The sequence below is a fragment of the Rhizobium lentis genome, from assembly GCF_014200175.1.
In the GTDB taxonomy this organism is placed as follows: Bacteria; Pseudomonadota; Alphaproteobacteria; order Rhizobiales; family Rhizobiaceae; genus Rhizobium; species Rhizobium mulingense.
On the sequence record NZ_JACHBD010000011.1, the window covers coordinates 180,340 to 192,852 of the forward strand.

The window sequence follows — 12,513 nt, forward strand, 5'->3', positions numbered from 1 at the left end:
GGTCGACTAGCAGCGGCTAGGTTTTGACAGCGCCCTCGGGATAATAGGGCCGCTCCATAGGCGGCCTATTTTGCGCTGCTTCGAACTTCCCCTGGAGTAATGTCGTGGGCATCCGAGGTGATGTCGGAAATGCGTTCGATCCATTGCCGGACATAGAGCTCCACGGCCTGCTTGCTCAAGCCGATTTGAATCGCACGATACGGTTTCGGCTGAAGTTGCAAGCCCCTATCGGGGTCCCACTGGATGCGCACGGGGGTAGTCTCTTTGACGCGCAGCCATTCGTCCTTGCTCATTGATGCGTCGGGATGGCTCTGGCAGCTATGTTTCAAGGCCCACTCAAAGCCTTCGCGCGAAATATCAATCGCCAAAATACGGGCTTGCCCGACATCCTTCAGGCCCCATCCTGCGCGATACATCATCCACAGGAATGAAGGCTTGATCCAGGTCATGCGATCTATCTTAAAGGGCGGCGAAGCGAATGTGCCCTGACGCAGAGCCGCATCGGCGATCTGGTCGCTATAGGCTTGATACACCCGGATCGTTTATTCGTCGTAGACGGCTCGAATTTGATGTTCTGGAATCAGGTTCATCGGCCTCACTTAACAGATCTGGCTTCGGGAGCTGACCCGCGGCCGAATTTTCATCAGCGGCGATCAGCGCCTCGGCGGTGTGATTACGCCAGATGGCGAGGTGTAAGCAACCGGCGGAAATTCGAGGCCTTCCATCTTGCTCGGAGTTGCGTAAGTGGTTTTAGCAATGGTTGATGCATCAATAGGTGCGCTGCAAGCAATCGGGGGGAGGACAACGCTTTCATCGTTGCGCGGCGTTGGAGCCGGTCGCGACGATGCGGCATAATCAGGCGGAGCTGGCATCTGAGCGATCAATGTCGCCGAGATCGTTGTAATCCTTAGCCATTCAGTGGTAAGGCGGCGGTCGAAATTCTTCAATGCCTGCGCCACCGCCTCCGGGTGTAAATCGGCATCCGTCAAGTGGCGACGGTGTCGCTGCCTATGGTGCCCGCCAGTCTTTGTCGGTCGATCATACCCAGTACGAGACGACCTCGATCATACGCCTCATCACTGGATCTGTCCTGCCGGGTATCGTCGCCCGCGACAAGGCGCTGAGCGATAATGGCCGTCCACCGATGGGCGACCTGACCGCCGCACTCGACCTGACGCATTAACCGCTGCGAGCGACTCCGGCAAACGGGGCCGCTCGCTTTAAACCTGCCGTCAACGGTGCAGGAGCGGCCGCAATGCGGCCTGCGTTTCCTTCAGCATTGGCAAATAGCGCGCCTTCATCTCCGCCGCCGGGACGAGGGCGGCCGGCGCGCCGATATTGATCGCCGCGACCGTTACGCCGCGGTCGTTCTCCACGGGCACGGCGATCGAGCAGAGACCGAGTTCGAGCTCCTGATCGATGACGGCGTAGCCTTCGGCGCGCACGCGCCGGAATTCGGCAATGAGTTCCTCGGGATCGGTCTTGGTATTCGCTGTGTTTTGCCTCAGCTCGCTGCGGGCAAGGATGGCGCGGGCCTCGCTTTCGGGAAGAGCTGCGAGCAGCACGCGGCCCATCGAGGCGCAATAGGCCGGCAGGCGGCTGCCCGGGGTGAGATTGATTGACATGACCCGTCGTTGCGAGGCCCGGGCGACATAGACGATTTCGATGCCGTCGAGCACGGAGGCCGAGGCGCTCTGGCCGGCGCGTTCCGAGAGATGATCGAGATGCGGCTGCAACAGCGCCGGCAACGGCGTCGCTGAGAGATAGGCATGGCCGAGCCGCAGGATCTTCGGCGTCAGGGTGAAGAACTTACCGTCATAATCGGCATAGCCGAGTTCGGCGAGCGTCAGCAGCGAGCGGCGCACGGTGGCGCGGTCGAGATCCGTCAGCTTCGAAGCTTCGGCAATGGAAAGCCGCTGCCGCGTCTCGCCGAAGGCTTCGATGACTTTCAGGCCGCGGGCAAAGCCGCTGACGAAATCGGTTTCACGCATGGGTTCCAATCTCAAATCGATGTTGGGATCATGTGCGATATATGAACAAATGTCAAATATCGCACATATGATCTTGCAGAATGCCCCTGCTACGCTTTATCTCTGAACAAGAGGACGGCACAGGCAGGCGTCTGGCCGATCGAGTCAAGGAGATATCCGGCAATGGACAAGACAGTCGGGAGCACGGCAGAGGCTGTCTCCGAGATTGGCGACGGCGCGACCGTCATGATCGGTGGTTTCGGCGGTTCGGGCGCGCCGATCGAATTGATCCACGCCTTGATCGACAAGGGTTGCAAGGATCTCACCGTCATCAACAACAATGCCGGCAACGGCCGTATCGGCATCGCGGCGATGATCGATGCCGGCATGATCAGAAAGATGATCTGCTCGTTCCCGCGCTCGTCGGATCCGCGCGCCTTCACCGACAAATATCTGGCCGGCGAAATCGAGCTCGAACTGGTGCCGCAGGGAACGCTTGCCGAGCGCATCCGCGCCGGTGGGGCCGGCATTCCGGCCTTTTACACGCCGACGGCCTATGGCACCGAACTCGCCGAGGGCAAGGTCATCGCCGAATTCGACGGCCGCCATTATGTGCAGGAACGCTGGCTGAAGGCCGATTTCGCCATCGTCAAGGCCGCGGTCGGCGACACACACGGCAACCTCACCTACAACAAGGCCGGCCGCAATTTCAATCCGCTGATGTGCATGGCGGCGGCGAAAACCATTGTCCAGGTTTCGTCGATCGTGCCGGCCGGCGGCATCGATCCCGAGCATGTGGTGACCCCCGGCATCTTCGTCGACCGCGTCGTCGCCGTTGCCAATCCGCAGCAGGAAGAAGAGCTCATTCGAGCCGGAGTGGCCTACGTATGACCGTCGATACCAGAGAAGACATCAAGCTTTCCAATGCGCAGATCGCCTGGCGCGCCGCCCAGGACATCGCCGACGGCGCCTATGTGAACCTCGGCATCGGGTTTCCGGAAATGGTCGCCCGTTATCAGCCGCCCGGCCGCCAAGCGATCTTTCATACCGAAAACGGCATCCTTAATTTCGGCGAGCCTCCGGCGGAAGGTGAAGAAGACTGGGATCTGATCAATGCCGGCAAGAAGGCGGTGACGCTGAAGCCGGGCGCTGCCTTCTTCCACCACGCCGACAGTTTCGCCATGGTGCGTGGCGGCCATCTCGACGTCGCCATCCTTGGTGCATATCAGGTCGCGCAGAATGGCGATCTCGCCAACTGGCGGGTGGGCAGTAAGGGCGTCCCTGCTGTCGGCGGCGCCATGGATCTCGTGCACGGCGCCAAGCAGGTCTGCGTCATCACCGAGCACGTCACCAAGACGGGCGAGCCGAAGCTGGTGGAGAAATGCACATTCCCGCTGACCGGCGTGGCCTGCATCACCCGGGTCTACACCAGCCACGCTGTCATCGACATCGTCGATGGCCGCTTTGTCCTACGCGAAAAGCTGGCCGCCATGTCTGAGGAGGAATTGCAGGCGATGACGGGTGCCCCGCTTCATGTCGAAGGGCCGGTTGCCGATCTCGTCGTTCCGAAACTCTAAAGGAAAAGCCATGACCGAAGCCTTTATCTGCGACTATGTCAGGACGCCGATCGGCCGCTTCGCCGGCTCGCTCTCGCAGGTGCGCGCCGACGATCTCGGCGCCATCCCGCTGAAGGCGCTGATGCAGCGCAACGGCGCCGTCGACTGGGAAGCCGTCGACGACGTTATTTTCGGCTGCGCCAACCAGGCGGGTGAGGACAACCGCAATGTCGCGCGCATGTCGGCGCTCTTGGCCGGCCTGCCGATCGCGGTGCCGGGCACGACGATCAACCGGCTGTGCGGCTCCGGCATGGATGCGGTGATCACGGCTGCACGCGCCATCCGCGCCGGCGAGGCCGAACTGATGATCGCCGGCGGCGTCGAAAGCATGTCACGCGCGCCCTTCGTCATGCCGAAGGCCGAGACGGCCTTTTCGCGCGTGGCCGAAATTCACGACACCACGATCGGCTGGCGTTTCGTCAATCCTGTGATGAAGAAGCAGTATGGCGTCGATTCCATGCCGGAGACCGGCGAAAACGTCGCCGCGGATTATCATGTCAGCCGCGAGGACCAAGATGCCTTTGCGGTGCGCAGCCAGGCCAAGGCCGCCGCCGCCCAGGCAAGCGGACGTCTGGCGAAGGAGATTACCCCGGTCACTATTCCGCAGCGAAAGGGCGATCCCGTCGTCGTCGACAGGGACGAGCATCCGCGCGCGACGACGTTGGAAGCGCTGGCGAAACTTGCCACACCTTTCAAGAAAGAGGGGGGCACGGTCACCGCAGGCAATGCCTCCGGCGTCAATGACGGCGCGGCGGCGCTGATTGTCGCTTCGCAAGCGGCGGCGCGGAAATACGGCCTGACACCGATCGCCCGCATTCTCGGCGGCGCCACCGCCGCGGTTCCGCCTCGCGTCATGGGCATCGGCCCGATCCCGGCCTCGCGCAAGCTGATGGCCCGGCTCGGCATGACCCAGGAACAGTTCGACGTCATCGAACTCAACGAGGCCTTTGCCAGCCAGGGGCTGGCGGTGCTGCGCGCGCTCGGCATCGCCGATGACGATCAGCGGGTCAATCGGAATGGCGGCGCGATCGCGCTCGGCCATCCCCTGGGTATGTCGGGCGCCCGCATCACCGGCACGGCGGCGCTCGAGCTTGTGGAGACCGGCGGAAAATATTCGCTGTCGACGATGTGCATCGGCGTCGGTCAGGGCATTGCGATCGCGCTCGAAAGGGCTTGACACGCCGTTGCGCGCCGCGTCGTGCTTCGATAGAAACCGGGCATGCTGATCCGACCTGCGAACAACGACGACCGAAGTGCCATCTGGAGGATCATCGGACCGACGATCCGTGCCGGCGAGACCTATGCGCTCGACCGCGATCTCTCGGAAGCCGATGCGCTCGCCTACTGGATGGGGCCGGACAGCGAGACCTTCGTCGCTGAAGAGGATGGCGTCATCCTCGGCACCTATTATATCAAGGCCAATCAGGCCGGCGGCGGGCGCCATGTCTGCAATTGCGGCTACATGACCGATCCTGCCGCGAGCGGCCGTGGCGTCGCCCGCCGCATGCACGAACATTCGCTGGAGCATGCCCGCGCCAGGGGCTTCCGGGCCATGCAGTTCAATTTCGTTGTCAGCAACAATCGCCGCGCCGTTGCGCTTTGGCAATCGCTCGGCTTCGAGATCGTCGGCCGGCTTCCCGCCGTCTTCCTCCATCCGACCGAAGGTTATGTCGACGCACTGGTAATGTTTCGAACCCTGTAGGATCGTACGGAAAAAAAGATGTGACGGCGCTGTCGAAATTGCAACGGTCCAAACGTCTTTGATCGTAGGCGAGATGCGGCCGGCCGCATGCCTCGCGATCACTCCGTCGGCAGGGAGGTTTAAGCCATGGGTGTTTCCTATCGTTGGGTCATCGTCGCCGTCGGCGCTTTGATGTCGTGCGTGGCAATCGGCGCGATGTTCTCGCTGGCAATTTTTCAGGAACCGATCGCCAGCGCGACCGGCTGGTCGCATGTCGGGATTGCCAGCGCGATGACGCTGAATTTCATCGTCATGGGCATCGGCGGCTTCCTCTGGGGTGCTGCCAGCGACCGCTTTGGTCCGCGGATCGTCGTGATGATCGGATCCGTGCTGCTCGGTCTGGCGCTGGTGCTCGCGAGCCGCGCTGACACGCTCATGCAATTCCAGCTGACCTACGGCATGCTCGTCGGATCGGCCGCCAGCGCCTTTTTCGCGCCGATGATCGCGGCGACGACCGCCTGGTTCGACGAAAACCGCGGGCTTGCCGTGTCGCTCGTCTCCGCCGGCATGGGCGTGGCGCCGATGACCATCTCGCCTTTCGCGCGCTGGCTTATTTCCGCATATGAATGGCGTCCCGCCATGCTGATCATCGGCATTGCCGTATGGGTTCTGCTGCTGCCTGCTGCCTTTCTGGTTCGGCGTCCGCCTGCTTCTGCCGCTGAAACCGATACCGAGTTCGCGGTCGATGGTGCCCGGCCACAGCTGTCGAAGGTCTTCCGCTCGCCGCAATTCATCGTGCTCGGCCTGACCTTCTTTGCCTGCTGCGCCGCCCATTCCGGGCCGATCTTCCACATGGTGAACTATGCGACGATCTGCGGCGTCGCCCCGATGGCCGCCGTCAGCATCTACAGCGTCGAGGGCCTGGCCGGGCTCGGCGGTCGGCTGCTCTATGGCAGCCTCGCCGACAGGATTGGCGTGAAGCCGGTTCTGGTTGCCGGATTGCTGGTACAGGCGGCGGCGCTCGCGACCTACCTCCTCGTCAGTAGGCTCGGCGAATTCTACGCGCTCGCCATCATTTTCGGCAGCGCCTATGGCGGCGTGATGCCGCTCTATGCCGTCCTGGCGCGGGAATATTTCGGACAGCGCATCATCGGCACTGTCCTTGGCGCGGCGACGATGCTCTCCAGCCTCGGCATGGCCTTCGGCCCTCTGATCGGCGGCTGGATCTTCGACACTTTCGCCAATTATTCCTGGCTGTTCATCGGCTCCGCGATGGTTGGGCTGGGTGCGGCGGCGATCGCGCTCGCCTTCCCGCCACTCGCCCGCCTGAAGCCGCAGCCGGCTTTTGACGTGTCTTCCTAACGATTTCTTTCAAGGGCCAGTGAACTTCCATCAGCGGGCATCGGCGACGATGCCCGCTGAAATGAATTCGAGCGTGTCGCAAGGACCTCGACTCTCGCTCTTTCGTGCATTGCCCTTGTTAGGTTTCGGCTGATAGACTTCCCGTGCCTGTTTCATCACCTATGTCTTTGGTTTTTCGGGAGGCGTTATAGCCATGACAGAACTTGCTCAAATGCTCGCATCCATCAAATTACCGGATCTGTCAGGCAAGGCCGTGCTGATCACCGGCGCCTCGACCGGGATCGGGGCGGCGCTCGCCCGCGCCTTTGCGGCGCAGGGCGCCAAGGTAGGCGTGCATTATAACGCCAGCCGCGAGCCGGCGGAAAGGCTAGGCGAAGAAATCCGGACTGCCGGCGGCACGGTGCACCTGATCCAAGGCGACGTGTCGCGGGAAGGCGAGACGGAGCGGGTCGTCGAAGAAACGGCGAAGACCTTCGGTCATCTCGACGGCCTCATCAACAACGCCGGCGGCATGCTGGGGCGCAAGCCGACCTCGGAATATACCGATGCGCATTATGCGGCGGTCATGGACCTCAATGCCCGCTCGGTGCTGGCGGCGACGCGTGCGGCCCATCCCTGGCTGAAAAAGCAGGGCGGCTTCATCATCAACACTACCTCCATCGCCGCACGCAACGGCGGTGGGAACGGCGCGATTCTCTATGCGGCTTCCAAGGGCTTCGTCTCAACCATCACGCGCGGCCATGCCAAGGAATTCGTCGGCGACAGGATTCGCGTCAATGCCGTGGCGCCGGGTGTCATCGCCACGCCCTTCCACGAGCGTTATACGGATGACGAGCAGATGGAGCTGCAGCGCAAGTCGATCCCGATGGGCTTCGTCGGCACATCGGAGGATTGCGTCGGCGCTTATCTCTTCCTCGCCTCGCCGACACTGTCGGGCTATATCACGGGCCAGATCATCGAGGTCAATGGCGGCCAGCTGATGCCATAAAGCATACCTCCGGAGGCGCTCTCTTTCCTTTTGCCTCTCCGGAGGGAACTTTCGAAACGCCGTCACGTTTCCCGCTTGGCCATATTTTCAAGCGGGGCACCATGAGCTTTTCATTTTCGGAACTCGACTTCCTCAAACCGGAGCTCGGGGCGGAATATATCGGCTCAGGCACCCACTTCGCCGTCTTCTCGGCCCATGCGGAACAGATCGAGCTCTGCCTCTTTTCCCCCGACGGAAAGGATGAGATCGCGCGGCTGCCTCTGCCGAAACGCGAGGGCGACATCTGGTCGGGCTATATTGCCGGCATCGGACCGGGAACCGTATACGGCTATCGCGCCCACGGCCCCTACGACCCCGGCGCCGGCCACCGTTTCAATCCGAACAAGCTTCTGCTCGACCCCTATGCAAAACAGGTAACGGGCGAGCTCCAATGGCACGATTCTCTATTCGGCTATCGGATCGGCGAGGACGATCTTTCCTTCGACGACCGAGACAGCGCGCCGTTCATGGTCAAGAGCGTTGTGCAGGATCCGGACTTCGACTGGGCGGGTGAAGAAGCAATCCGCCGGCCTTGGCCAGACACCATCATCTACGAGGCGCATGTGCGCGGCCTGACGATGACGCATCCGAAAGTGCCTGACCGGCTGCGCGGCACCTTCCTCGGCATGTGCAGCGACCCGATCATTGACCACCTCGTCAAGCTCGGGATTTCCGCGATCGAGCTTCTCCCGATCCAGTATTTCCTCGACGACCGCTATCTCTTGGAAAAGAACCTGAGGAACTATTGGGGCTACCAGACGCTTGGATTCTTCGCGCCGCAATCGCGTTATTTGTCCGGCGACAAGATCACCGAGATCAAGACCATGGTGAAGCGGTTTCATGCCGCCGGCATCGAGGTGATCATGGATGTGGTCTATAACCATACGGCCGAAGGCAGCGAGAAGGGGCCGACGCTGTCTTTTCGCGGGCTCGATAATGCGAGCTATTATATCCTTTCTCCCGATGATCCGCGCCACACCTTCGATACGACAGGGACCGGCAATACGCTGAATGTCGCCAATCCGATGGTGATGCGCATGGTGCTGGACAGCCTGCGTTACTGGGTGGGCGTCATGCATATTGATGGTTTCCGCTTCGATCTCGCCAGCACGCTCGGCCGCCAGGATCTGGAGTTCGACCGCCAGGGCCTGTTCTTTGGCGCCATCCGCCAGGACCCGATCCTTTCCGGGGTCAAGCTGATCGCAGAACCCTGGGATATTGGCGCGGGCGGCTATCAGGTCGGCGGTTTCCCCCATCCCTTCCGCGAATGGAACGACAAGTTCCGGGACGACGTGCGCCGCTTCTGGAAAGGCGACGGGGGCATGGTGTCGGAGCTGGCGGCGCGCATCACTGGCTCGGCGCCGCAGTTCAACCATTCGGACCGGGGAGCGACCTCTTCGATCAATCTCCTGTCGGCCCATGACGGCTTCACGCTGATGGACACGGTGTCCTTCGACGGCAAGCACAATGAGGCGAATGGCGAGGACAACCGGGACGGTCATTCGGACAATCATTCCGATAATATGGGTGCCGAGGGCGCCACCGATAATGCAGAAATCAATGCGGCGCGCGCACGCCGGCGGCGCAACATGATGGCGACGCTGATGTTGTCTCAAGGCGTGCCGATGATCCTTGCCGGTGACGAGCTCGGCAACAGTCAGGGCGGGAACAACAACGCCTATTGTCAGGACAACGAAATCGGCTGGACGAGTTGGGAGGGGCTCGACGATCCATTTCTCGATTTCTGTCGGCAGGCCGTCGCCTTCCGCAAGGCGCATCCCGTCCTGCGACAAGAGCGGTTCTTGACCGGTGAGACGAGCGAGGATGGCCGCATCGAGATCGCCTGGTACAAGCCGGACGGTAGTTTCATGGACGACGGGGCCTGGAATGATGATGGATTACAGGTCATCGGCGTTTATGTCTCGAAGAGCGTGCACGCGATGGACACCGAAAAGATGGACGATCTTTTCCTGGTCTTCAACGCTGGCGGCGACTGCGAAGTCCACCTGCCTGGCGTCAACGGCGTGAGCCAATGGTCCAGAGTTCTGGATACCGGAATGGAGACGAACGCCTTTCAGGTGCATGATCCGGAAAATCCGGCGATGGTTTACGCTCAGAGTGTCGCGGTCTTCGCACCGAGGGAGCAGGCTGAACCGCCGAAAGACGCGACCAAGGCCGAGCGCCGCCGCTGGTTCCAGTTTGGTTTCAGGACCCGATAGTAGGTCATCGAAAGTATGAATGCCGAAGCCATCACCGAACTGGGTCTAATCTATGTCAGCGATACCGAGCCCGGCATTCGCAGGCGAAGGAAAGGCAAGGGCTTCAGCTATGTGATGCCTGATGGCACGACCTTATCCGACGAGGTGCAGCGGGCACGCATCGGCGCGCTCGGCCTGCCGCCGGCCTATGAGAATGTCTGGATCTGCCTCTACGAGAACGGCCATCTCCAGGCGACCGGCTTCGATGCGCGCGGGCGCAAGCAATACCGTTATCACAAGGACTGGCAATCCTTCCGCAGCGCCGGAAAATTCCATCAGCTGATCGAATTCGGCCGGGCATTGCCGAAGATTCGCCGCACCGTCCTTCGTCATCTCGATACCGGCACGGAAGATGTCAACGGCGTGCTGGCTGCTTTGACGACACTGCTCGACGAAGCGCATCTGCGGGTCGGCAACCAGGCCTATGTCAGGGAGAACGGCACCTATGGCGCAACGACGCTGTTGAAGCGGCACCTGAGGATCGTTGATGGGCGGATCGAGCTGAAGTTCCGCGCCAAGGGCGGCAAGCGCGTCCAGCGCAGCCTCAAGCATCCCAGATTGCAGAAGATCCTCGAAGAGATCGCCGATCTGCCCGGCCGGCAGCTCTTCGTCTGGAAGGATGAGAGCGGCGCGTTGAAACCCGTCGATTCCGGCCGGCTGAATGCCTATCTGGCGGAGATATCGGGTATTCCGATTTCCGCCAAGACATTCCGCACCTGGGCCGGATCGCTGGCAGCCTTCGGCGCGGCCCGCGAAAAAATTGCCGGCGGCGGCCGGCCGACGGTCAAGGAAATGTCGGAGGCGGCGGCCGAGGCGCTGCACAATACGCCGGCAATTTCACGCTCGAGCTACATCCATCCGGCGATCATCGCGCTCGCCGGCAATGACCATCCTGTGATCGAGGGTCGCAACGAGCCGCTGCGAGGCTTGCGGGCGGAAGAAAATAGGCTACTTGATTTCCTGACACGCGAGATCGAGGAATGAGCCCTGCAAACCCGCCGACATCGGACGTATCCCTGACCCATCCCGATCGGCTTTACTGGCCGGACGAGGGTGTGACCAAGCAGAAGCTGGCGGATTATTACGCCGCTGTCTGGCGTTTCATGGCACCTTATCTCGTCAACCGGCCGTTGGCGCTGTTGCGCCTGCCGGACGGCATTAAAAGCCACCAGCGATTTTTCCAGAAACACGGCTGGAAAGGCATGAATTCCCATATCGAGGAGATCGCCGACCCGCAGGACGCGGACGGCGAGAAACTGCTGCGCGTCTCCGATTTCGACGGGCTTGTCGCACTGGTGCAATCGGCGGCGCTTGAAATTCACCCCTGGGGCACGACGACCGATCATTGGGAAAGACCCGATATGATCATCATGGATCTCGATCCTGGCGAGGACGTGGCCTGGAGCGCGGTGACATCGGCTGCGCTTGACGTAAAGGCGCGGCTGGAAGCCCGCGGGCTTGCCGCCTTCGTAAAGACATCCGGCGGCAAGGGACTGCATGTGGTGGCGCCGCTTGCGCCGAAGGCCGGCTGGGCCGAGGTGAAGGATTTTGCCCACGCTCTGGCTGAAAGCATGTCGGCCGACGCGCCGGAGAAATATCTGGCAACCGCGACGAAGACAAAACGCGGTGGGCATATCTATATCGATTATCTCCGCAACGGCCGCGGCAGCACGGCGGTCGCGCCCTATTCGACGCGGGCGCGGCCGGGTGCGCCGGTGTCGATGCCGCTCGACTGGTCCCTCCTGAAGGAACTCAACGGTCCGGCCGCCTTCACTCTCGCCAATGTGCCGCAGCGGCTGGAGACGAGGCCGCGCGATCCCTGGGGTGATTTCTTCGATGCAGCCGTGCCGCTGCCATGAATGGCCCGCTCATTCCGTGCTGTCGAGCTCGGGATAATGTCTGAAAATCCCTTCCTCGTTGAAGGCGAGGCGGCGAGGGGAGGCGAGATAGCTGGCGATATTCGGCCGCTTTGCCACCGCAGCATGAAGGGCCAGAAGGGCGGGGTAATCCTCCTTACGTTTGGCCATTGCTTTCGGAAAGGCATAGGTCAGTCCTTCGATCACCTGGAAGAGCGAGAGGTCGACATAGGTCAGCGCGTCGCCGACCATATGACCGGAACCATCAGGGTTTTGCCGCAGCACACGCTCGAAATAGCCAAGATACTTCGGAATGCGCTGGCCGATAAAGGCCGCCGAGCGGGCCTTCGCCTCCTGCTTCTGCTCTTCGTAATATCGCCCCATGTCGATCGGGTGATGCGTGTCGTGCACCTCGGCCACGAAATCGGTGACTGTGAGCTGCAGGCCGTTGGCGACATGACGAAGGCCCTCAACTCCAGGCGCAAGTCCCAGCCTCGGGCCGAGATAAAACAGGATGTTGGCGACATGCGGGATGATTAGATCGCCGTGCTTGAGAAAGGGTGGCGCGAAGGGAATATGCGCTTCGCTTTCGCTTTCCAGGATCTCGAACATGGCACCGGTGCCGCGGCCAGGCTCACGGGTAATGTCGACGAAATCGGCGCCGGCCTCTTCCAGCGCGAGCCGGACGAATTCGCCGCGCCCCTGAATGCCGTCCCAGTAATAAAGCTCATAGGCCATCTCAG

Annotated in this window: 13 protein-coding genes; 10 read left to right on the forward strand and 3 right to left on the reverse strand. The window is 61.6% G+C overall.

Going from position 1 to position 12,513, the window contains the following annotated elements; translation table 11 throughout:
- Window positions 1-65: 65 nt before the first annotated feature.
- Complete coding sequence (locus tag GGI60_RS24290) at window positions 66-533, reverse strand: DUF4291 domain-containing protein (protein WP_210314548.1); 468 nt, start codon at window positions 531-533, stop codon at window positions 66-68.
- Between the two features lie 494 nt (window positions 534-1,027).
- Here GGI60_RS24290 and GGI60_RS24295 point away from each other — a divergent pair, with 494 nt between their 5' ends.
- A complete protein-coding gene (locus GGI60_RS24295) occupies window positions 1,028-1,183 on the forward strand; it encodes a hypothetical protein (protein ID WP_183919077.1) in 156 nt (51 codons plus the stop codon).
- Window positions 1,184-1,232: 49 nt separating this feature from the next.
- Here the strand turns inward: GGI60_RS24295 and GGI60_RS24300 are convergent, their stop codons facing one another.
- Window positions 1,233-1,991: an IclR family transcriptional regulator C-terminal domain-containing protein gene (locus GGI60_RS24300; protein WP_183918928.1), complete on the reverse strand. Its 759-nt coding sequence runs from the start codon at window positions 1,989-1,991 to the stop codon at window positions 1,233-1,235.
- A 162-nt stretch (window positions 1,992-2,153) separates the two neighbouring features.
- On the opposite strand from GGI60_RS24300, the gene GGI60_RS24305 reads away from it, so the two are divergent.
- From GGI60_RS24305 to ligD, 9 genes are all read left to right on the forward strand, one after another.
- On the forward strand, window positions 2,154-2,861 hold the full coding sequence (locus GGI60_RS24305; protein ID WP_183918927.1) for a 3-oxoacid CoA-transferase subunit A: 708 nt from the start codon (window positions 2,154-2,156) through the stop codon (window positions 2,859-2,861).
- Complete coding sequence (locus GGI60_RS24310; RefSeq protein WP_183918926.1) at window positions 2,858-3,547, forward strand: CoA transferase subunit B; 690 nt, start codon at window positions 2,858-2,860, stop codon at window positions 3,545-3,547. The genes GGI60_RS24305 and GGI60_RS24310 overlap by 4 nt, the downstream gene beginning before the upstream one ends.
- 10 nt (window positions 3,548-3,557) lie before the next feature.
- Window positions 3,558-4,763 carry a 3-oxoadipyl-CoA thiolase gene (pcaF, locus tag GGI60_RS24315; RefSeq protein WP_183918925.1) on the forward strand — a complete coding sequence of 402 codons (1,206 nt, stop codon included), beginning with the start codon at window positions 3,558-3,560 and terminating at the stop codon, window positions 4,761-4,763.
- 42 nt (window positions 4,764-4,805) lie between these two features.
- The gene (locus GGI60_RS24320; protein ID WP_183918924.1) at window positions 4,806-5,288 is read left to right on the forward strand and encodes a GNAT family N-acetyltransferase; all 483 of its coding nucleotides are present in this window, start codon (window positions 4,806-4,808) and stop codon (window positions 5,286-5,288) included.
- 126 nt (window positions 5,289-5,414) lie between these two features.
- On the forward strand, window positions 5,415-6,629 hold the full coding sequence (locus GGI60_RS24325) for an MFS transporter (RefSeq protein ID WP_183918923.1): 1,215 nt from the start codon (window positions 5,415-5,417) through the stop codon (window positions 6,627-6,629).
- Window positions 6,630-6,822: 193 nt separating this feature from the next.
- Entirely contained in the window at window positions 6,823-7,617 is a 795-nt protein-coding gene (locus GGI60_RS24330) for an SDR family NAD(P)-dependent oxidoreductase (protein ID WP_183918922.1), read from the forward strand.
- A 101-nt stretch (window positions 7,618-7,718) separates the two neighbouring features.
- Window positions 7,719-9,875, forward strand: a complete 2,157-nt coding sequence (glgX, locus tag GGI60_RS24335; protein ID WP_183918921.1) for a glycogen debranching protein GlgX — start codon at window positions 7,719-7,721, stop codon at window positions 9,873-9,875.
- Window positions 9,876-9,890: 15 nt separating this feature from the next.
- On the forward strand, window positions 9,891-10,898 hold the full coding sequence (locus GGI60_RS24340) for a DNA topoisomerase IB (protein ID WP_183918920.1): 1,008 nt from the start codon (window positions 9,891-9,893) through the stop codon (window positions 10,896-10,898).
- The gene (gene ligD / locus GGI60_RS24345; protein WP_183918919.1) at window positions 10,895-11,773 is read left to right on the forward strand and encodes a non-homologous end-joining DNA ligase; all 879 of its coding nucleotides are present in this window, start codon (window positions 10,895-10,897) and stop codon (window positions 11,771-11,773) included. Before GGI60_RS24340 ends, ligD begins: the two co-directional genes overlap by 4 nt.
- A gap of 9 nt (window positions 11,774-11,782) precedes the next feature.
- On the opposite strand, the gene GGI60_RS24350 is transcribed toward ligD, so the two are convergent.
- A complete protein-coding gene (locus tag GGI60_RS24350) occupies window positions 11,783-12,508 on the reverse strand; it encodes a glutathione S-transferase (RefSeq protein WP_183918918.1) in 726 nt (241 codons plus the stop codon).
- Between the last annotated feature and the right edge of the window lie 5 nt (window positions 12,509-12,513).

Coding starts and splice junctions, on each gene's coding strand:
- GGI60_RS24300 (WP_183918928.1), bottom strand. CDS start 1,991: ATGCGTGAAACCGATTTCGTCAGCGGCTTTGCCCGCGGCCTGAAAGTC.
- GGI60_RS24305 (WP_183918927.1), top strand. CDS start 2,154: ATGGACAAGACAGTCGGGAGCACGGCAGAGGCTGTCTCCGAGATTGGC.
- GGI60_RS24310 (WP_183918926.1), top strand. CDS start 2,858: ATGACCGTCGATACCAGAGAAGACATCAAGCTTTCCAATGCGCAGATC.
- pcaF (WP_183918925.1), top strand. CDS start 3,558: ATGACCGAAGCCTTTATCTGCGACTATGTCAGGACGCCGATCGGCCGC.
- GGI60_RS24320 (WP_183918924.1), top strand. CDS start 4,806: ATGCTGATCCGACCTGCGAACAACGACGACCGAAGTGCCATCTGGAGG.
- GGI60_RS24325 (WP_183918923.1), top strand. CDS start 5,415: ATGGGTGTTTCCTATCGTTGGGTCATCGTCGCCGTCGGCGCTTTGATG.
- GGI60_RS24330 (WP_183918922.1), top strand. CDS start 6,823: ATGACAGAACTTGCTCAAATGCTCGCATCCATCAAATTACCGGATCTG.
- glgX (WP_183918921.1), top strand. CDS start 7,719: ATGAGCTTTTCATTTTCGGAACTCGACTTCCTCAAACCGGAGCTCGGG.
- GGI60_RS24340 (WP_183918920.1), top strand. CDS start 9,891: ATGAATGCCGAAGCCATCACCGAACTGGGTCTAATCTATGTCAGCGAT.
- ligD (WP_183918919.1), top strand. CDS start 10,895: ATGAGCCCTGCAAACCCGCCGACATCGGACGTATCCCTGACCCATCCC.
- GGI60_RS24350 (WP_183918918.1), bottom strand. CDS start 12,508: ATGGCCTATGAGCTTTATTACTGGGACGGCATTCAGGGGCGCGGCGAA.